Below are 21609 nucleotides of genomic sequence, written 5' to 3'. Positions count from 1 at the left end.
AACCTTAAAGATGAATATAGCTATGAACGAGCAAACTGCTAAACAGGAACCCACACCCTTGTTGGCAATTAAAAATCTAGATGTTAACTACGGTGCGATTCAAGCTCTGGTCAATATTGATCTAACGGTTTATGCGGGAGAAATTGTCACGTTAATTGGAGCCAATGGAGCCGGAAAAAGTACCATTCTGAAAAGTATTTCCCGTCTGATTAAGCCTAAACAGGGCCAAATTCACTATCAGGGCCAGGAAATTACCCCGCTTCGTCCCGATCAGGTGGTTAAATTGGGGATTGCCCATAGTCCTGAAGGTCGGAGAGTGTTGGCTAGACAAAGTGTTTTAGATAATTTATTGTTAGGAGCCTATTCTCGCCGCGATCGCCTCGGTATTAAAGCCGATTTAGAACAGCAATTACTGATTTTTCCCCGATTAGCAGAACGTCGGCAACAATTAGCCGGAACCCTCAGTGGTGGAGAACAACAAATGTTAGCGATCGCCAGGGCAGTGATGAGTCGGCCCCACCTTCTATTGTTAGACGAACCCAGCTTAGGCCTGGCCCCCCAAATTGTACGAGAAATCTTCAAGGTGATTACTCAACTGAATGAGTCCGGCGTGACCATTTTATTAGTTGAACAAAATGCGAATCTAGCCCTACAGAGTGCCTCACGGGGTTATGTACTAGAGGCTGGTAAGTTGGTTTTAAAAGGAACCTCGAAGGCATTACTCAACAATGAAAGAGTGCGCCAAGCCTACCTAGGCTAAAAGCAGAAAGTTTGGCACTTTCCTTTCAGAGTATGGACTCACTGAATATAATGACAATAGTGAGATCAACCCAACATCCCTAGAACGTCTCAACGTTTCTCTATACTACTTAAACCAGTCTTAACTTGTAATTTCCATGAGCCTAATGGACAGCGTAAATACTCAGATTGTCGCTGCGATTGATTGGCATCCGCTTTTTATCTCGCCTGAAGATTCTTTAGAAACGGCAGTTAATATTTGGCGAGAGGCAAGGAAACCTGCTGTGGCAGCCCAATTTTGTTGCCTGGTTGGAACCGCAGAGCATCCCCTGGGCTTATTAACAGAGCGATCGCTGATGGCGGCCATTACGGGTATTCATTCTGAGCAGCAAGGACTCTCTCAAAAGGTGCGATTGCTGATGCGTCCCTGTCCATTGCCCTTAAAAATACAAGAATTGGATAATATTCTGACCCTATTAGAGCAATTTCGTCAAGTTGAGGAAGGATATTTACTAATCAAAAAAGAAGAAACATCGGAGTGGGGGTTACTGAATCAAGATGCCTTGGGATTAGCCCTAGAAGCTCCCCATCTTTTTCAGGATTTGTTGGTAACAGAGGTGATGAAAAAGGAGCCATTGGTGATCGTGCCGACCACTTCTTTGAGGCAGGTTATCCAGGGGATGTTGACGCAAGTCGTGAATGTGGTGATCACCCTAGAGCCAAAAAGCTCCTGTCCAGGGGGCTGGCTGACTTTTTCCTCTCTGCTTCAGGATCTTAAAAATAATTCTAATCTTCTGGATTGCCATTTGGGTGAGGCTGTCCGTCCCGTCACTTTTCGATTGCCCTCTCATTATTCCCTGGGAGATGTTCAGCAAATATTACGGCAACACCCCCTAGAGCCAGGCATTGTGGTTAGCAAACAAGGCGAAATACTTGGTGCGATCGCCCCGGCTGATTTGTTAACAGTGCTAACTCCCCCTTATTTACTACGATCGGTGGAGCGTTTAGGTAAAAAAATAGAACAAATGTCCGCAGGCAAGACGGCTTTGCTGCAAAGTTACCAACAAACCCAAGATCAAAGTCAAAAATTATTGGAGGGAATTGCCAATAATGTTCCAGGCATTACCTATCTGGTTAATTATCAAACCAATCAAATTATTTACTATAACCATCGCGCCCTCAATTTATTGGATTATTCGGATATTGAAATTGGGGAACTGGGTTCCAATTTTATTACGGCCTTAGTTCATCCCGATGACCGTCAAGCTGATTTTCAACAATGGTTAGCGATCGCCCACCGTCGAGATGGTGAAATTTGGAGCAGTCAATTACGCCTCAAAAGTAAACAAGGCTATTACAAATGGTTTTTAATGCGGGAAACCATCTTTGAACGGGATGAGCAAGGTAATGTCCTTAAGTGTATCGGATTAGCCCTGGATATTCATGATCTGAAACAGATCGAAGAAGTTTTACAGTTAACGGAAGAAAGGCTGCGTTTTTTATTAGAGTCTAGTCCGGTTGTTATCTATACCTGTCACGCCAATCCCCAATTGGATAGTATCTATGTCAGTAAAAATGTTGCTCAGATCCTGGGTTATCTGCCGAGGGACTTGTTTAGCGAGTATGAATTTTGGCTGAAACGGGTTCATCTTGATGATCTGCCCCAATTTCGTCTTAGCTATTCTCAACTACTCCAACAGGAACGGGCAATTTGTGAATATCGTTTTTTGCATAAACAGGGTCACTACCTTTGGGTACGGGATGAACAACGCTTAATTCGTAACGAGCAGGGGGAACCCTCGGAAATTATTGGTTCTATTATTGATATCAGCGATCGCAAAACTGTTGAACTAGCGTTGCAATTTAGTGAAAAGCATCTCAACACCATTGTTAGTAATATTTCTGATGGCATTATTATTCTTGATCAACAGGGATTAGTCCTATTTGCCAATCCAATGGCCGGTAATATGTTTAATCTTCCAGTTAAGGATTTGCTTCACTTTTCCATTGGTATTCCGATATCTATTGAAGAAAACTGGGAAATGGAAATTGTGCGGCGTGATGGTAGTTTAGGGATGGCAGACGTTAAAGTCTCTTTGGTTAATTGGGATAGTGAATCTCGCTATCTGATGGCCATTCGTGATATTACTCTCCGTCGTGCAGATGCCGAGAAACTGCGAAAGAGTGAAGAACGCTATCGGACGCTGATGGAAGCCGTGCCTAACCTGGTTTGGTTAATGGATAGTCATGGCAAGATAACCGATTGTAATGATCGCACGCAACAATATACGGGTCTATCCACAACAGAAATTCTAGGTCAGACTTGGCAAACTCTGATCCATCCTCAGGATCGTTCCCATGCGATGGCTCTCTGGTCGGATGCTAACCACACGAACCAACCCTACCATACGGAATATCGTTTACGCCGGGCTGATGGCAGTTATCGTTGGCATCTGGTACAAGCCTTGCCTACTTGGGATCAGTCTAGTCAAAGTCAAATCTGGCTAGGTTCCTGTACAGATATCGATGATCTTAAACAAGGGGAGGCGATTCGTCGTCAACAAACAGAGCAGGAACGCCTCATTGCTAATATCACCCAACGCATTCGCAAGTCTTTGCAACTGGAGCAAATTCTTAATACAACCGTCGTTGAAATTCGTCGAATTTTACGCTGTGATCGGGTTTTAATTTATCAAGTTTATCCCAACGGCACAGGAGCTGCGATCGCCGAATCCGTTGGTAGTAAATGGATAAAGGTCTTGAGTATTACCTTTCCCGAAGAAGTTTTTCCCGAAGAATGCTATGAATCCTACTTTGAGGGCAGGACTTTTGTCCTCAATGATCGCAATCAGCCCCCAGAAACCGGAGTAATGCGGGAATGTTTAGTCGATTTTTTAGCCGAAATTCAGGTTAGGGCCAAATTAGTGGTTCCCATCGTTCAACCAGATAGTCTCTGGGGTTTATTAATTGCTCATCAATGTTCCGGCCCCCGCCAATGGGAGGAAAGGGAGATCCATTTACTACGGCAATTAAGTAATCAGTTGACCATTGCTATTCAACAATCTCAACTCTATGAACAACTGCAAATCGAATTGCGGGAACGGCAACAACTCGATCGGGTCGTTAAGAAAAGCTCAGAATTTATCGCGATCGCTAACTCAGAACACCAGCTTCTCTTTCTCAATCAGGCTGGGCTGGAATTGGTGGGACTACCAAACCTAGAACGGGCTAGGGAAATGACCATTCAAGAGTTCCATTTTGAAGCTGACCTCCCCTTTCTTGAAAACGAAGTCATTGCCCAGATTTTGCAAGTGGGGCATTGGGAAGGTGAACTGAGGCTGCGCCATTTTGTCAGTCAACAAGCGATTCCAGTACTAGTCACGGCCTTTGCTATCCAGGATAGTCGCACGGGGAAAAATCAAGATTTAGTCGCCATTATGCGGGATATTACCGATATTAAGCAGGCAGAAAACAAGATGCTCTCCTCCCTAGAACAGGAAAGAGAACTGAGTGAACTGCGATCGCGCTTTATTTCCATGGCTTCCCATGAATTTCGTACACCTCTAGCGATTATTTCCTCCTCCACCGGCATTTTAGAACTCTATCATCAGCGTCTGACAGAAGAGAAAAAAGCCCAGCATCTCCACCGCATTCAAACCAGTGTCAAACACATGACAGAATTACTGGATGATGTGCTCATGGTCAGTCGGGCGGAAGCAGAAAAACTGCCCTTTAATCCCGAAGTTCAAAATTTAAAGACTTTCTGCACCAAGCTCGTAGAAGAACTGCAATTGAGTAGTAATGATCATTCCATTGTCCTAACCACTGACCCAAGTATTAATAACCCCTCTAACATCGAACTGGACAGCGATTGGTTAATTGCCTTTGACCCGAAACTGATTCGACAGATCCTCACCAATCTTCTCAGTAATGCCATCAAGTATTCTCCCCAAGGTGGCCCAATTAAGTTTATCCTCAGCCGTCTGTCCGATGCCGTGATCTTTGACATTCAAGACCAGGGCATGGGAATCCCCCCCGAAGATCTCGAAAGATTATTTACCTCATTCCACCGCGCCCATAATGTAGGTACGATTCAGGGGACGGGATTAGGGCTGACCATTGTGAAAAAATGTGTGGATTTACACGGCGGCAGTATTGCTTTGGATAGTCAACTCGGCCAAGGAAGCCGTTTTACGATTCGTATTCCAATTTGACCGAATAAAGCTTTGCTCTGATCAAGGGGATCAACCGGGGCCAAACCGCCAAGCCGATCCCACCAGATCAACGGACAAAACTAATAACAGCTACCAGAAGGAGTGGCCGTCACAGAGGCGACTGAGGCAGTGCTTAAATCAGCACTCAAGGTGGCATTGTATTTAAAAGGCGATGTTCCTGTACAGGTCATTTTAGATTTGTCATAGCGAAGCGGACTAAACCAAGAGTCAGCAGTCATTTTAATCCCTCCACTCGGCAAACTTAAGCCTGTAATGACCAGGGAATTAGTAGTACCATTATTCTTTTTGGCAATAATAAAGGTCGCGTTAGTAATATCTCCATCCAAGGGATCTATTTTCGCTAAAATCCCCACTTTTGGGCCATTACCAGCACCATAGCTATTTACCCAGCCATTCGTTGCAAAACGACTGAAATTATTACCGGTTTGAGTGCCTGTGGCGGAGAATACACCATAAAGATTGGAGCTTCCATCCCAAACTAATCCATAGCCAGTACCATCATCACCAGTGGTTTCATAGTCAGTACGACACCACTGTTTTACACCACTATCAAAATGAATCAGAATGGGATTTTTATTGGCAGAAGAAACTTGTTGATAGCCAATGTAAAAACTAGCACTGCCAATAGTAATACCTAAAACTTGTTTAACATCTCGAATGGTCGATTCACTATCCGAGCAACTGAAGGTTTTTGATGTTCCAACATTAGCAATTTCGGCAACTGCTTTTTGGGATAAGACGAACGGAGCAAAGCAGATGACGGTAAGCATTCCAGTCATCGCAAAAGATTTAATTTTCATTTTTTTAGGATTCGCAGGGAAATTTTTTAGGATTCGCGGGAAGTATGAATTTATGCCTGAAGTCAGGGTGTTAAGTCAAACAACTTCGCACCTCAATTCTGGCAGTTAGTATTCAATTCTGATTATGGTCAACAATACACAAAAATAATACTTTCCCAATTATTTTAGGTATTTTTGCAGTTATCAATTTTAGAAAAATTGAGGTAATGAAAACTTATTTTTTTGCACTAAATTTACCTGACCCAAAAACAACGCCCCAATTTTTACAGAAATTTACAATTAATGGGTGTGTCCTAAGATACTAAAAGTAACATTTTTTAACGGAGTGGATGTCATTACAGAAGTTCAAAAATATTGAGCTAATCACTATCAATAATATTGCGGTTGTTTAATCGTTAATTTTGATGTAGGATTGCTTTATTTTTGCAATGGAATAAATAGTCCATTACACCTAGTGTTCTGGTTTGTGTAGTGCTTTAATGCTTGTATTTACGGTTTATTTGTACGATTACAGTGGCAGAAAATACGTTGATTGTTATCTCAAAAAAACGATTAATGATCATCCACTCAGAATCGGTTTTATTGAAGAGGACTAAAGCGATCTTTTTTATTGATTTTTAATGAATTAATCCTGTCAGGATTTGATGGCTATTGGTCTGACTGATAAATTTGATGTCAAAGAGCGAACAAAATATCGGATAATGGAGAACGCGTCGAAATAAGGGGTTTACGCTCAACCCTATTTCCCTAGTCTCTAACTGTTATTTTGAAAATCGGCTCTCTAAACAACTTCTATGCGTACTCATTATTGTGGCGATCTGCGCTCAAGCCATATTGGTCAAACTGTCACCCTGTTTGGTTGGGTGGATCGTCGTCGGGATCATGGGGGTGTTATTTTTATTGATCTCCGCGATCGCGCTGGAGTGGTGCAGATAGCCAGTAATCCAATCCAAACCCCGATCGCCTATCCGATCGCTGAAGGGTTGCGTAGCGAGTATGTGGTTAAGGTGACAGGGGCCGTCAGTCAACGTCCGCCGGAATCTTTGAATCCCAAAATACCAACGGGCGAGATTGAAATTTATGCCGATACTATTGAATTGCTCAATGGGGTTCACAAACAGTTGCCTTTTATGGTTTCGAGTAGTGAAGCGGAATTGGTACGAGAAGATGTGCGTTTGAAATATCGTTATCTGGATTTACGCCGCGATCGCCTCAGCAAAAATCTACAACTGCGTCATCAAGTAGTTAAAGCCATGCGACGCTTTTTGGAAGATCAAGAAAACTTTATTGAAGTGGAAACCCCGATTTTGACCCGTTCTACCCCCGAAGGTGCGCGGGACTATCTGGTTCCTTCACGGGTTAATCCAGGGGAATGGTATGCTCTCCCCCAATCCCCCCAACTCTTTAAGCAATTGTTAATGGTGTCAGGTTTTGATCGTTATTACCAAATTGCTCGTTGTTTCCGGGACGAAGATTTACGGGCCGATCGCCAACCTGAATTTACCCAACTGGATATGGAAATGAGTTTTCTGTCCCAGGAGGAGATTCTTAACCTTAATGAAGCCCTGGTTTGCCATATTTTTAAAACCGTCCAAAATATTGATCTGCCCCGTCCCTTTCCTCGCCTCACCTACGCTGAATCCATGGCCCGTTACGGCTGCGATCGTCCCGATACCCGTTTTGGTTTAGAACTGGTAGATTTATCGGATTTCTTAAAAGAGTCTAGTTTTAAAGTCTTTTCAGGCGCGATTAAAAACGGGGGGAGCGTCAAAGCCATTTGTGTTCCAGGGGGCAATGAAAAAATTTCCAACGTACAGATTAAACCTAACGGCGATCTTTTTAAAGAAGTCACTGATGCAGGCGGTAAAGGGATTGCCTATATTCGGGTGCGAGAGAACGAGGAAATTGACACCATTGGTGCGATCAAAGACAGTTTATCCCCTCAACAAGTCAGTGAACTCTTACAAAAAACAGGGGCTAACGATGGTGATTTACTCCTATTTGGTGCGGGAGATACGGAGACCGTTCATAAATCCCTTTCTCGCCTGCGCTTAGTCTTAGGAGAACGGCTCGGCCTGATTGATCCCGAACAACTTAATTTGCTTTGGGTGACGGAATTTCCCATGTTTGAATGGAATGACGACGAGAAACGTCTAGAAGCCTTACACCATCCCTTTACAGCCCCTCATCCTGATGATTTAGACGATCTCAAAACTGCCAGGGCCCAAGCCTACGATTTAGTCTATAACGGCATTGAAATTGGTGGTGGTAGTTTGCGGATTTACCAACGGGAAGTACAAGAGCAGGTTTTTGCCACCATTGGTCTGTCAATGGAAGAAGCCTATAATAAATTTGGTTTTCTCCTCGAAGCCTTTGAATATGGAACCCCGCCTCATGGTGGTATTGCCTACGGGCTAGACCGCTTGGTCATGTTATTGGCCAAAGAAGATTCCATTCGAGATGTGATTGCCTTCCCGAAAACTCAACAGGCCAGTTGTTTACTAACGGCTGCCCCCGCCCAGGTTGATCCCAAACAGTTGAAGGAGTTACAGGTGACATCGACCTATAAACCAAAAGCCAAAGTTTAGTTTCCAGCGTAGAGGAGAGCCTGAATATAAACCCCGTCTCACTTGAAACCCATAGTTTTTGATCACTCAAGTGGATCCCCCTAAATCCCCCTTAAAAAGGGGGACTTGCCCCTGAAAATATATCTCCAAAAACTTCAGTTCCCAAAATAGACGTGGTTTATATTGATCCATATTGATCATCAAAAACCAATTTTATGAATTCCCGTCTGGCCAAGCCGAAACAGTTTTTCAACTATCTGAGTGCATTTGATCGAGTTTCCCTCAGTGCGATCGCCCTTTTAAGCCTGCTTTTAGGGGTGATCCTTTGGCGAGGCGAACAAACTCCATTGCGAGTCACTCGTTTCAGTTGGCAAGGCGAAAAAATAGGCGTTCAGGATCAAGCCTTTACCCTGAGCTTTAACCAACCCGTTGATCAGAAAAGTGTGGAAAATCATCTGATCATCGAGCCACCTTTGTTAGGCAAAATGAGTTGGCAGGGCAATCGTTTAGTCTATAGTCTCGCCGATACTCCTCTTTATGGTACTAATTATCAAATTAAGCTAGAACAAGCCACAGGCCCCGATCCCCAGAGAAAGATGGAACCCTTTGTGAGTCTTTTTAGCACCCACGATCGCGCTTTGGTCTATGTGGGAGTCAGTGGAGAAGAACGGGGACGGTTAATTCTCTACGACATTACCGATCCGAAGCAACCCAAAAAGACGATTCTGACCGCCAAAGATTTACTCGTTCGTCAGTTTCAGATCTATCCAGGGGGAGACAAAATTCTGTTTTCCGCTCAAGATCCCAGTCAACCCGATGGCACTTTACAATTATTTACGGTAACGACTGGTATTCGCCTTTCCCTTGCCTCTCCCGAAGTTAGACCGGGTAAGCTAGAACGGGTTTTAGATAATCAAGATTACGCCAATCTAGCCTTTAAACTTTCTGCCAATGGCCAGACCTTGATTGTCTTACGTAGTAATCGTCAAAATCCGGCCGATTCAGGACTCTGGATGGTTCCCATAACCGCTTCGACAGCTTCAACGAGTCCACCCTCAACCGCCCGTCCTCTGGGAGTACAGGGAGATAACTTTGTCGTGTCACCTAACGGTAAATATGTAGCCGTTGCTCAACAGCGAGGTGTTAGCCTAGTTCCCTTGACGGCGGATGCTGGCCCTTCCCAATTTTTAGAGGGATTTGATAAAGCGATCGCCTTTTCCAAGAATAGTCAACAGTTACTATTAACCCAAAACAATGCTGACTATACGCGATCGCTGATTTTACGAGAAGCAGATGGTACGGTCGAAGAGATATCGCGGGGCATTTACCCGATTTTAGACTGCAAATTTGAGCCAAAACAAGAAAAAATACTCTATTGCCTGCGGACTGATTTAGTGAAACGAGAAGATGGCAACTTGCATGAAGAACCTTTTCTGTCTGCGATTAATCTAGAAACTTGGCAGGATCGTCCTCTGTTAGCCCTGCCCAACTATCGAGACGTGCAAATGACAGTTTCCCCCGATGGAGTGGCTCTCAGCTTCGATCAGGTGGCAACAACTGTAGCGATGAGTTCTAGAGATCTGCTCACCCCATCCCGCCAAGCCATTACCGATGCACGTATTTGGTTATTGATGCTCACCGATAATCGGTCAGTTCCCACAGCCATAATGCCAAAGGAGATTACGGCTGGTTTTTCCCCACAATGGATGCCTTAAATTTTTCCTGATTAAATTTTCTGCCACAGAATTATGAGCGATTTTAACTTAGATATTAACTTAAATGATTTCCTCAATTGGACACCGGAAGCCAAAATAAAACTTAAAAATATTCCCTATTTTGTAAGAACTCAGGCTCGACAACGTATTGAGCAAATTGCCAGGGAAACAGGAGCCGAAACGATTACGGTTGAGATGGTAGAACAGGCTCGCTTGGAGTTTGGTCAGTAGAACAGGCTTGGGGTCGAGAAAAAAAGCACTGATTCTGTTCCAACAAAAACTATGTCATTTATTAAAGATCATGGTAACTTCATCGACAACTCGTTATGATCAAGATTTTGCTCTTTGGGTAGCAGAAAATATCGCTCTACTTAAAGCTAAAAATTATGACGCAGTGGATTGGGATCATTTAATTGAGGAGGTAGAGGGCTTGACTCGAAGCGATAAACGGGAGTTAGAAAATCGTTTAATTACCTTGTTTGAACAGGCACTTAAACGCCGTTATCTAGCTTTGCCAGACTGTTATCGAGGTTGGGAAGGAACTTTGACTCGCACTCAGCAAAGATTGGAGCAAATTCTCAGAGATTCTCCTAGTTTACGGAATTATCTTTTGGAGATCATGGAAAAGTGTTATCAAAATGCCTTAAAAAATATGCGTAAGGAATATGATGTGATGTTTCCTGATTGCCTACCTTTTCCTGAAGAGCTTGATCAATTATTATCCGCAGACTTTTGGCAATAATTAACGACAAAAAACGAGGCGATCGCCAATTGATATTTAAGCAATAGGATCAAGTCGCCCCAAAAGGCTAGTAATAAAAGACTATAGCACTGGCAAGGATTAAACCAATAATTTCAAAGATATTGAAACTATGGTATTATGGCTGATGACGGGTTGTCTGCTGGTGAGTAACCATGTTTTCTCATGAGCAGCGAAGGTTAAAACTTGCCCGCTTTTTTTATTGCCTGATTGCGATGACGCACCCTTTGATTCCCCCAATTCTTGAGCTAATTCATCCCATTGCTGAAAATCTAGGGTTAGACGTTGTAGATGTGGTTTTCCAGACCAATAAGCGTCCGCCCGTCCTACGGGTTGATATTCGGAATCCTCAACAGGATACCAGTCTAGACGATTGTGAAAAAATGAGTCGGGCATTAGATTCCCAACTAGAGAGTACGGCTTTGATCCCCAGTGCCTACGTTTTGGAGGTTTCTAGCCCAGGCATTGATCGTCAATTACTCTCGGATCGGGACTTTATTGCTTTTAAAGGATTTGGGGTCAGGGTAACGACGGCAGTTCCCTTTGCTGGCCATCAACAATGGCAAGGCTGTCTTCAAGGTCGGGATGATAGTCAACTTTATCTCAATCTCAAAGGACGGGCGATCGCCATTCCCAGGGATTTAGTTGTCACCGTGCAATTAGACGGCTGATCCCCAACACCATTCTAGAAAACTAAAAAGGTCACATTTCATACTTAAAAATTTGTTAGGAGGAAAACTCAATGCTCGTTAGTTTGCCTGGTCTCCAGGAAATGATAGAAGAAATTAGTCAACGTCATAATTTACCTAAAGTTGCCGTACAAGAGGCCCTGCGCGAGGCCTTACTCAAGGGCTATGAGCGTTTTCGCCGTTCCCAGAATATTGGCCAGCAGTTTGCCGAAGAATATTTTGCCAACTTTGAAGTTGAACTGGATACAGACGAAGAAGGATTTCGGGTGCTTTCCACCAAACGGATTGTGGAAACCGTAGAAAATAAAGATCATCAAATCTCCCTTAAGGAAGTTTTGGAAGTCGCGCCAGAAGCTCTCTTAGGAGATGAAGTCGTTCTAGATGTTACCCCCGATCAAAGGGATTTTGGCCGGATGGCTGCCATTCAAACCAAACAAGTTCTATTGCAAAAACTGCGGGATCAGCAACGCAAAATTATTCAAGAAGAATTTCAAGATATTGAAGGTACAGTTCTGAATGCCAGAGTCCTGCGCTTTGAACGTCAGTCAGCCGTCATGGCTGTACAAAGTGGCTTTGGACAACCGGAAGTGGAAGCTGAACTTCCCAAACGAGAACAACTTCCCAACGACAACTATCGGGCCAATGCCACCTTTAAGGTCTATCTCAAAAAAGTGCGAGAAGGTTCCCACCGTGGCCCCCAATTAATTGTCTCCCGTAGTGCGGCGGGGTTAGTGGTAGAACTCTTTACCGTTGAAGTCCCCGAAATTGAGGAAGAAGTGGTCCGTATTGTGGCCGTATCCCGTGAAGCCAATCCTCCCTCGCGTTATGTGGGGCCTCGCACCAAAATTGCGGTGGATACCCTTGAACGAGATGTGGATCCGGTGGGTGCTTGTATTGGCGCAAGAGGGTCACGGATTCAAGCCGTTGTCAATGAACTACGGGGCGAAAAAATTGATGTGATTCGTTGGTCGCCGGATCCCGCTACCTATATTGCCAATTCCCTCAGTCCGGCACGGGTCGATCAAGTTTACCTGATCAATGCCGAGGAACGTCATGCCCTGGTGATTGTGGCGGAAGATCAACTGAGTTTGGCGATCGGTAAAGAAGGTCAAAATGTTCGTCTGGCGGCTCGTTTAACGGGCTGGAAAATAGATATTAAAGATCCCAATACCTATGCCAAAGAAAAAGAGTCCATGGAAAAAGCGGCCCTCGAAAAAGCAGCCCTAAGAGAAGCGGATTTGCCCTCCTCAAGTTTTTTTGATCAGAAGATTTCTGTCTCAGTGGACAATGAAGCTCTTGAATTAGATAATTTTGAAGAGGAGGACAGATAACACCCTTATACTCTTTGGACGATGAAACCCCAGCATCGACGCTGTCTTAGCTGCCGCAAAGTAGCACCCAAAAACGAATTTTGGCGCATTGTCCGAGTCTATCCCTCTCGACAGATACAATTAGATCAGGGTATGGGCCGTTCCGCCTATCTATGTCCCCAAGCTAGTTGCCTGCAAGCTGCTCGTCAAAAAAATCGACTCGGACGTGCCTTAAAAGCCCCTGTTCCAGATGCCGTTTATGAGCAACTCTTGGCCCGTTTAGTTCACTCTGTCTGAGCGGAACTGTCTGGATCTCAGACCCGGCTTTGACCTTATATCCTTCTCCCCCCTTGTTTAGAAGCAAACTTTATCGTTAGCATAGGAGCAAAATCCAAATTTATACAACTTTCAAAAACCATTGTCAATTTTTCTGATCATTTTTAGCAAACTGGACTCGGAAACCGTTAAGGTAGAACTGTTCAGGGATAGCTTGTTACTCAATCATCATCAATATCAATTTTTAGTTAGGGGGATAGTGGATGAACAACGCCAAGGTTAGAATTTATGATTTATCAAAAGAGTTGCATCTGGAAAATAAAGACATTTTAGATATTTGCGAAAAACTCAATATTGCGGTAAAAAGTCATAGCAGCACTATTAGTGAGTCCGATGCTGAACGGATCAGAGCCAGTGCGGAAAAATATACTCCCCATCCCAGCCCCAAACGTCGAGATGCCCCCCCCAGTCGGGAACTTCTCCCTAGAGAGGAGCGCAAACAACAGATTTTAGCGATACACCATAAGCAAACCCGTCCTAACCCTGCGACTGCCTTGAAAACACCGTCTCCCGCCATTGCCAACCCCCCTGCTCCCCCTAGACTCCAGTCTCCTCCGAATCTCTCACCTGAACGCCCTACTGTAACGGATAAAGTCTCAGAGAAATCAGGTACTCCTAGCTTGCCAGCCGCTCCTACTTCGCCCTTAAAGGAGAGTGGAGCGAACCCCCATGAGGTGGAGTTGGCCGTAGCTCCCATAGCAGTGAATTCTCCCCCTGTAAAAGCTAAACCGTCGGTAGAGGATGATCGTCCTTTATTAACGCCTCCTTCTCGCTTAATGGCAGCGGCCCCCAAACGCGATCGCAGTGAACAACGGGGTGATAGACCGGATAAGGCTGGAAAAGGCAATAATCAGAGTCCTAATGGCCGCAGTAGTGAACAGAAACCCAGTCGCCCTGTTGTTGTCACCCTCAAAGATCCCATTCCCAAACCGGAAAAAGGGGTTAAGGTGATCGCGCCGCTCAAGGGAGGGGAAAAAGGAAAACCCAAAATTGAACTTCAGCGTCCCAAGCCTCCTCAACCAGAACAGGATGATAATTTACCAGAATTACTCGAATTTCCCCTAGAGCCAACGGATAAGGCCGCTGATGATGATCTGGCGGGAGAAGAAGGGGTTCTCGAACTCACTGACAAACAAAAACCGAAATTAAAACGTCCTACCCCACCCCGTCCAGCTAAACGGAGCAAATGGGAAGAGGAAGAAGAAGAAGAGCGGGAAAATAAAGCCAAAGCGGCGGCTAAAACGAAACGTCGTCCTCTTATGGTGGAGGAAGATGAGGAAGAGGAGTTGGGATTGGATGGCAATCCCATTGTCAGTGCTGCTCTAGTAAGCATTTCGATCGCCCGTCCACCTAAACCGAAATCGATGTCGGCCAAAGTGAACGCGCCTCCTACCGCCAATAAACCCAAGAAACCAACGGCGAAATCAGAAGGTTCTAGTAATCGGGGTCGGAATGAACGTCGCGATCGCAAAGAAGTGGTGCAACGTCCAGAAAGCATTGTGCTGTCCAGTAGCTTAACGGTACGAGAACTGTCTGATCTACTCAAAGTCCCAGAAACCGAGATTATTAAACTGCTTTTCCAAAAAGGGATTGCCGTTCAAATCACCCAAACCCTGGAAGAGGAAACGGCCCGTTTAGTGGCAGAAGAGTTTGATGTTCTCATTGAAACCAGAGCAACCCAGTCTGCGGCCACCAAAACCTCAGAAATGCTCGATTTGGCCGACTTGGAAAATCTGGTACGTCGTCCTCCCGTTGTCACCATCATGGGTCACGTCGATCATGGTAAAACAACCCTACTCGACTCAATTCGGAAAACCAAGGTGGCCCAGGGAGAAGCGGGCGGTATTACCCAGCATATTGGGGCTTACCACGTTGATATTGAACATAACGATCAAGCCGAACAGATTGTCTTCCTAGATACTCCTGGCCACGAAGCCTTTACCGCCATGCGAGCACGCGGGGCCAAGGTGACGGATATTGCCATTCTGGTGGTTGCGGCCGATGATGGTGTGCAACCCCAAACCCGTGAAGCCATTAGTCACGCCAGGGCGGCGGAAGTCCCGATTATTGTGGCCATTAACAAGGTCGATAAGCCGGAAGCCAATCCTGACCGTATTAAACAGGAATTATCGGATCTAGGTCTATTGGCAGAAGAATGGGGCGGTCAAACCATTATGGTTCCTGTCAGTGCTCTCAAGGGAGAAAACCTGGATGGTTTACTCGAAATGATTTTACTGGTTTCGGAAATGGAAGAACTGTCCGCCAATCCGAACCGTGCCGCTAAGGGAACCGTTATTGAAGCCAATCTAGACCGTACCAGGGGCCCCGTTGCCACCTTACTGGTTCAAAATGGCACTTTACGAGTCGGGGATGTCTTCGTCGCTGGGGCAGTCCTGGGTAAGATTCGAGCCATGATCGATGATCGGGGCAATAAGGTAGAAGCCGCCAGTCCTTCCTTTGCGGTGGAGGTCTTAGGTCTCAATGATGTTCCGGCAGCCGGAGATGAGTTTGAGGTCTATGCCAATGAAAAAGAAGCCAGGGCGATCGCCGAAGCACGTTCTGATAGTAATCGTCAAGCTCGATTACAACAGGCCCTATCTTCTCGTCGTGTCACCCTGAGTACCCTGTCGGCCCAAGCCCAGGAAGGAGAACTCAAGGAACTCAATCTCATTCTCAAAGCTGACGTTCAAGGGTCTGTCGAAGCGATTTTAGGCTCCTTAAAACAACTTCCCCAAAACGAAGTCCAAATTCGAGTCCTTTTGGCAGCCCCAGGAGAAATTACAGAAACCGATGTGGATCTAGCCGCAGCGAGTGGTGCAGTGGTAGTAGGCTTTAATACCACTTTGGCCAGTGGTGCTCGTCAAGCCGCCGATCAAGAAGGGGTCGATATTCGGGAATACGACATTATCTATAAGCTTCTGGATGAAATTCAAGGGGCAATGGAAGGGTTACTCGATCCCGAAGAGATTGAGTCTTCCCTGGGTCAGGCTGAAGTCCGCGCTATCTTCCCTGTCGGTCGTGGCAGTGTGGCTGGTTGTTATGTTCTATCCGGTAAAATTATCCGTAATCGTAATCTACGGGTACGACGAGGTAATCATGTCATTTACGAAGGCACCATTGATTCTCTCAAACGGATGAAGGAAGATGCTCGTGAAGTCAATGCGGGTTACGAGTGTGGTATCGGCATTTCCAAGTTTAATGACTGGAAAGAAGGGGATATCATCGAAGCCTACGAAATGACCATGAAACGGCGGACGCTTTCTAGCTAGAAGTCTGGCGATCACTCAATTAGAGTGTCAGTTAGAAGGGTTGCGAGTCATCCAACCTTTCTGTCTCTGGAACTGGATTTGGATAAAAAGTAGGGGTTTGCCATCCAACTGAGAGGGGAGGTTATACTCTGAACGGGTTGGAGCTTAACTTTTTGAAAATGCCTAAAATCTTTATCAGATAAGGATTTCAGCCCTTTTTCCGAGAAGTCCATTTCTTAGCCATTTAGAGTATATCAGACGTAAAAAAACAGAACTAAGGCAGTAGTTTTTATCTTAGGGCGTGTCATCAATCAGGGCGAACGCATCTAAAAATGATACAGATACAAGAACATTATAGAGGGATGGATAAGGGAAAATAAGGGAAAGTGCATAGAAAACAAAAGCGATGAAACTCCGACCCAAATATAGACTGGTAGAACACTTTGCCGAAATAGATGACCCTCGCATCGAACGAACAAAACGGCATAAACTCATTGATATTCTAACGATTGCCATCTTAGCCGTTATTTGTGGAGCAGAAGGTTGGGTAGCCATGGAAAGTTTCGGCAAGGCTAAACATCAATGGCTAAAAAAAATTTTGGAATTGCCGAATGGCATCCCCTCCGACGATACGTTTGCGCGTGTATTTGCTAGTGGTCTGTCAATTTTCTATTTGTGGATAAAGACGCTTGAGACGGATACGAGCCTCAGCCGTCGTGAATTGCCAATCTACCGACTTTTGGGAATGATTGCGCTGAGTGTACCAAGCCGTTGTTTCTTGCTCTAAAGTTTCCCGATCTGGAATTCGACGAGCTAGGCATTGCCGAGTCATTGCGGACAGCTCGTTTTCAGCAATATTAAGCCAACTGCCATGTTTTGGGGTATGGTGAATTTCCAACCGTTCGACTAGACGACGAGCCGTGGAAGGCTCAAATGCTTCATATAGTGAGGCAAGTTTGTGAGTATTTAGGGCTTGCTGAAAAAAGCTGAAACCTTTACGGAGAAAAATAGTAGGCGAATTAAGAACCGCTAGAATGCACGAAAATAGGGTAGAATGCCTCAAAACCATTGCATTAAGAAGAGAGAAAGCAGATGTACCGAAAGCAACAGTACTCAATTGAAACACCAGAAAACTTGAAAAATCTGTTCGGCGGGCAGTTAGACGAAGAAAATCGTTGGATAGAAATGTCAAAAATGATTCCCTGGGAAGAATATGAGGAAGAATATGCAAAAAACTTCACAGAAAAAAAAGGAGCCCCAGCCAAATCATTTAGAATGGCATTAGGAGCATTAATTATCAAAGAAATTTCAGGAAAAAGTGACAGAGAAACAGTAGAACAAATAAAAGAGAACCCTTATTTACAGTACTTTATAGGAATGGAAAGCTATAGTAGCAAAGAAGCATTTAATGCGTCAATGATGGTTCATTTTCGTAAAAAAATAGGAATGGAATTAATAAATAAAATTAATAAAGAAATAGAAAAAAAAGCGACGGGTGTAGCGTCAGAAAAAAAAGAAAATGAAGGAAAGTTATTGTTAGATGCGACTTGTACACCAGCAGATATAAAATATCCAACGGATATAGGAATATTGAATGATGCCAGAGAAAAAACAGAAAAAATAATAGATAAGCTGTATGAAGAAATAAAAGAGAAAAGGAAAGAAAAGCCGAGGACTTATAGGGAAGTGGCAAGAAAAGAGTACTTAGCCATAGCAAAAAAACGTCGTGTGTCAAAAAAAGAAAGAAGAAAAGGAACAAAAAAACAACTAGGATATATAAAAAGAAACTTGTCTGATATAGAAAAAATGATAGAAGAGGGAGCAAAGTTAGAAAAACTAACGAAAAAAGAGCAAGAAGAGCTTGTAACGATAGGAAAAGTGTATGAGCAACAGTTAGAAATGTATGAAAAAAAGACAAATAAAGTAGAAAACAGAATTGTGAGTGTAAGCCAACCTCACGTGCGTCCAATAGTGCGTGGAAAAGCGGGAAAAGCAGTAGAGTTTGGAGCTAAAATATCGGCAAGTAATGTGAATGGCTTTGTCTTCTTAGACAAATTAAGTTGGGATAATTAGGGCTTGCTGAATAAGTCTGCAAATCGAACCTAGATGCCACAGGGCGCGAAAAATGGTGACTTCAGAAATCAGTTTCCGATTTTAACCCACAATTTTCTAGCAAAGTGCATGGATTTTGAGCCTTCAAATGCCATAAGCTTGCACCTAATCGTGTTCAAAATGGCTGAAAAGCTTATCTGATAAAGGTTCTGCCTTTATTCGGCAAACCCTAATTACAACGAATCGGGAGATTTACAAGCGCGAATAGAAGAATATAAAAGGGAAACAGGATGTTATCCGGAATCGGTTCATGTGGATAAAATCTATCGAACAAAAGCGAATCGAGCTTATTGTAAAGAAAGGGATATAAGAATGAGTGGTCCCCGATTGGGAAGACCGCCGAAAGAGGTGAGCAAAGAAAAAAAGAAAGAGGCACGCTCAGATGAAAGAGTGCGTAATGCCATTGAGGGTAAATTCGGACAGGGAAAGAGGAAATTTAGTCTTGGTCGAGTGATGGCCAAACTACCTGAGACCTCGGAAACGGTAATTGCGATGAACTTTTTGGTAATGAATCTTTCTACTCTACTTCAGAAGACAAAAAGTAAAAAGTTGTAGAGTCGTTTTTCTTGTGAAAAATGGTGTTAATTTTCCTCTCTTTTGTGAGGAGTGATTTGTGTTGACCTTTTTAGACAGAAAGGAACAATAGATTAAACAAAATCTGTATTTTGATTTGTTTCCATAAGGATAAGTTATCTATGCTTTTTCAGTCCATACTTCCCTAACCCACATTTCTTTCGTTTTTTGACTTTTTCAGCAAGCCCTATTTAGCTGATCACATACTAAAATGACTTTGTCGTTATCAGCATAGTCGTTATCGAGTAAATTCTTAATTTCTGTTGCCCAGTCAACCGATGTTCTACGTTCACTGACAACTGTCTTTCGCCACCCAGACAAGGGTTCTGTAAACATAAAGATATTGGCTGTTCCATTGCGTTCATATTCGTAATCATGCGCCTCTGGCTGTCCAGGTTTGGCTGGTAGAGGAAGGCGGGTTTCTTTGACCAATTGTATAGGTTGCTCATCCATGCAAATCACTGGACAATTGGGGTCATAGGGTCGGTGATAAATTTCTAGAACATCTTCCATGTTAGACACAAATTCGGCACTCTTTTCTGGTGGAATCACGTACATCTGTCGCAGATGAGGTTTTAGTTCGTTTTTTTTAACACTTGACGCACGGTTTCGTGACTAATTGCTGGCACAATTTCTAACTCGACCGCCTTGTCGGCTAGTAACCTCAATGTCCAACGGGCTTGACCAGCAGGCGGTTCTCCACAACGTAAGGCGATTAGTTTTGCTTCTACCTCTCCATCAATAATCGGTTGACGAGGCGGCGTTTTGCGGGGCTTGCGGCTTAATGCTGACTCCACACCTTCATTGACCAATCGCTCCCTGAGATTGGCGACTGTGTTACGGTGACAACTAAAGGCGGCGGCAGCTTCCTCATCCGTCCATCCTTGTCCATTCACATCAATGTTTAACAGAATATTGGCGTGCTTAATTTTGTAAGCCGCTCCTTTGCCGATGGATACCAAATCTTTTAGGGTCTGACGTTCTTCTTGACTTAATCGGACAATATAGGTCTTGAGCATGGTTACTTAGGGCTTGCTGAAAAAAGCTGAAACCTTTACGGAGAAAAATAGTAGGCGAATTAAGAACCGCTAGAATGCACGAAAATAGGGTAGAATGCCTCAAAACCATTGCATTAAGAAGAGAGAAAGCAGATGTACCGAAAGCAACAGTACTCAATTGAAACACCAGAAAACTTGAAAAATCTGTTCGGCGGGCAGTTAGACGAAGAAAATCGTTGGATAGAAATGTCAAAAATGATTCCCTGGGAAGAATATGAGGAAGAATATGCAAAAAACTTCACAGAAAAAAAAGGAGCCCCAGCCAAATCATTTAGAATGGCATTAGGAGCATTAATTATCAAAGAAATTTCAGGAAAAAGTGACAGAGAAACAGTAGAACAAATAAAAGAGAACCCTTATTTACAGTACTTTATAGGAATGGAAAGCTATAGTAGCAAAGAAGCATTTAATGCGTCAATGATGGTTCATTTTCGTAAAAAAATAGGAATGGAATTAATAAATAAAATTAATAAAGAAATAGAAAAAAAAGCGACGGGTGTAGCGTCAGAAAAAAAAGAAAATGAAGGAAAGTTATTGTTAGATGCGACTTGTACACCAGCAGATATAAAATATCCAACGGATATAGGAATATTGAATGATGCCAGAGAAAAAACAGAAAAAATAATAGATAAGCTGTATGAAGAAATAAAAGAGAAAAGGAAAGAAAAGCCGAGGACTTATAGGGAAGTGGCAAGAAAAGAGTACTTAGCCATAGCAAAAAAACGTCGTGTGTCAAAAAAAGAAAGAAGAAAAGGAACAAAAAAACAACTAGGATATATAAAAAGAAACTTGTCTGATATAGAAAAAATGATAGAAGAGGGAGCAAAGTTAGAAAAACTAACGAAAAAAGAGCAAGAAGAGCTTGTAACGATAGGAAAAGTGTATGAGCAACAGTTAGAAATGTATGAAAAAAAGACAAATAAAGTAGAAAACAGAATTGTGAGTGTAAGCCAACCTCACGTGCGTCCAATAGTGCGTGGAAAAGCGGGAAAAGCAGTAGAGTTTGGAGCTAAAATATCGGCAAGTAATGTGAATGGCTTTGTCTTCTTAGACAAATTAAGTTGGGATAATTACAACGAATCGGGAGATTTACAAGCGCGAATAGAAGAATATAAAAGGGAAACAGGATGTTATCCGGAATCGGTTCATGTGGATAAAATCTATCGAACAAAAGCGAATCGAGCTTATTGTAAAGAAAGGGATATAAGAATGAGTGGTCCCCGATTGGGAAGACCGCCGAAAGAGGTGAGCAAAGAAAAAAAGAAAGAGGCACGCTCAGATGAAAGAGTGCGTAATGCCATTGAGGGTAAATTCGGACAGGGAAAGAGGAAATTTAGTCTTGGTCGAGTGATGGCCAAACTACCTGAGACCTCGGAAACGGTAATTGCGATGAACTTTTTGGTAATGAATCTTTCTACTCTACTTCAGAAGACAAAAAGTAAAAAGTTGTAGAGTCGTTTTTCTTGTG

The 21609-nt window shown here is 43.6% G+C and carries 14 protein-coding genes and 5 pseudogenes; 15 read left to right on the top strand and 4 right to left on the bottom strand.

Annotation, left to right across the window (positions count from 1 at the left end):
- The first annotated feature begins 22 nt into the window (after positions 1-22).
- The gene (locus KA717_02315; GenBank protein ID UXE61794.1) at positions 23-760 is read left to right on the top strand and encodes an ABC transporter ATP-binding protein; all 738 of its coding nucleotides are present in this window, start codon (positions 23-25) and stop codon (positions 758-760) included.
- 136 nt (positions 761-896) lie between these two features.
- A complete protein-coding gene (locus KA717_02310; protein UXE61793.1) occupies positions 897-4952 on the top strand; it encodes a PAS domain S-box protein in 4056 nt (1351 codons plus the stop codon).
- Positions 4953-5032: 80 nt separating this feature from the next.
- Here the strand turns inward: KA717_02310 and KA717_02305 are convergent, their stop codons facing one another.
- Positions 5033-5773: a hypothetical protein gene (locus tag KA717_02305; GenBank protein UXE61792.1), complete on the bottom strand. Its 741-nt coding sequence runs from the start codon at positions 5771-5773 to the stop codon at positions 5033-5035.
- Positions 5774-6567: 794 nt separating this feature from the next.
- Here KA717_02305 and aspS point away from each other — a divergent pair.
- From aspS to KA717_02255, 10 genes and pseudogenes are all read left to right on the top strand, one after another.
- Positions 6568-8361: an aspartate--tRNA ligase gene (gene aspS / locus KA717_02300; protein UXE61791.1), complete on the top strand. Its 1794-nt coding sequence runs from the start codon at positions 6568-6570 to the stop codon at positions 8359-8361.
- A 194-nt stretch (positions 8362-8555) separates the two neighbouring features.
- Positions 8556-10055, top strand: coding sequence for a hypothetical protein (locus KA717_02295; protein UXE61790.1), 1500 nt, complete (start codon positions 8556-8558; stop codon positions 10053-10055).
- A 33-nt stretch (positions 10056-10088) separates the two neighbouring features.
- Positions 10089-10286, top strand: coding sequence for a PCP reductase family protein (locus KA717_02290; protein ID UXE61789.1), 198 nt, complete (start codon positions 10089-10091; stop codon positions 10284-10286).
- A gap of 70 nt (positions 10287-10356) precedes the next feature.
- The gene (locus KA717_02285; protein ID UXE61788.1) at positions 10357-10797 is read left to right on the top strand and encodes a DUF29 domain-containing protein; all 441 of its coding nucleotides are present in this window, start codon (positions 10357-10359) and stop codon (positions 10795-10797) included.
- 233 nt (positions 10798-11030) lie between these two features.
- Entirely contained in the window at positions 11031-11486 is a 456-nt protein-coding gene (rimP, locus tag KA717_02280) for a ribosome maturation factor RimP (protein ID UXE61787.1), read from the top strand.
- Between the two features lie 71 nt (positions 11487-11557).
- Positions 11558-12835, top strand: coding sequence for a transcription termination factor NusA (nusA, locus tag KA717_02275; protein UXE61786.1), 1278 nt, complete (start codon positions 11558-11560; stop codon positions 12833-12835).
- A 21-nt stretch (positions 12836-12856) separates the two neighbouring features.
- Positions 12857-13111 (top strand): YlxR family protein, encoded by a 255-nt coding sequence (locus KA717_02270; protein ID UXE61785.1) that lies wholly within the window; start codon positions 12857-12859, stop codon positions 13109-13111.
- A 121-nt stretch (positions 13112-13232) separates the two neighbouring features.
- Positions 13233-13373: a hypothetical protein gene (locus KA717_02265; GenBank protein UXE61784.1), complete on the top strand. Its 141-nt coding sequence runs from the start codon at positions 13233-13235 to the stop codon at positions 13371-13373.
- Complete coding sequence (infB, locus tag KA717_02260) at positions 13354-16419, top strand: translation initiation factor IF-2 (GenBank protein UXE61783.1); 3066 nt, start codon at positions 13354-13356, stop codon at positions 16417-16419. The genes KA717_02265 and infB overlap by 20 nt, the downstream gene beginning before the upstream one ends.
- Positions 16420-16804: 385 nt before the next feature.
- Positions 16805-17050, top strand: a pseudogene (locus tag KA717_02255) (transposase family protein).
- Between the two features lie 9 nt (positions 17051-17059).
- On the opposite strand, the pseudogene KA717_02250 reads toward KA717_02255, so the two are convergent.
- Positions 17060-17368 (bottom strand): annotated as a pseudogene (locus KA717_02250) (transposase).
- A 122-nt stretch (positions 17369-17490) separates the two neighbouring features.
- Between KA717_02250 and KA717_02245 the strand changes: the two are divergent.
- Both KA717_02245 and KA717_02240 read left to right on the top strand, forming a co-directional pair.
- Positions 17491-18468, top strand: a pseudogene (locus tag KA717_02245) (IS5 family transposase).
- A 213-nt stretch (positions 18469-18681) separates the two neighbouring features.
- Positions 18682-19065, top strand: a pseudogene (locus KA717_02240) (transposase).
- A 195-nt stretch (positions 19066-19260) separates the two neighbouring features.
- On the opposite strand, the gene KA717_02235 reads toward KA717_02240, so the two are convergent.
- Positions 19261-19641 carry a transposase gene (locus KA717_02235; GenBank protein UXE61782.1) on the bottom strand — a complete coding sequence of 127 codons (381 nt, stop codon included), beginning with the start codon at positions 19639-19641 and terminating at the stop codon, positions 19261-19263.
- A gap of 17 nt (positions 19642-19658) precedes the next feature.
- Positions 19659-20102, bottom strand: a complete 444-nt coding sequence (locus KA717_02230; protein ID UXE61781.1) for a helix-turn-helix domain-containing protein — start codon at positions 20100-20102, stop codon at positions 19659-19661.
- 132 nt (positions 20103-20234) lie between these two features.
- Between KA717_02230 and KA717_02225 the strand changes: the two are divergent.
- Positions 20235-21572 (top strand): annotated as a pseudogene (locus KA717_02225) (IS5 family transposase).
- Positions 21573-21609 lie beyond the last annotated feature (37 nt).

The sequence above is a fragment of the Woronichinia naegeliana WA131 genome (assembly GCA_025370055.1).
GTDB lineage: Bacteria > Cyanobacteriota > Cyanobacteriia > Cyanobacteriales > Microcystaceae > Woronichinia > Woronichinia naegeliana.
This window is presented reverse-complemented; position numbering and strand designations above follow the sequence as displayed.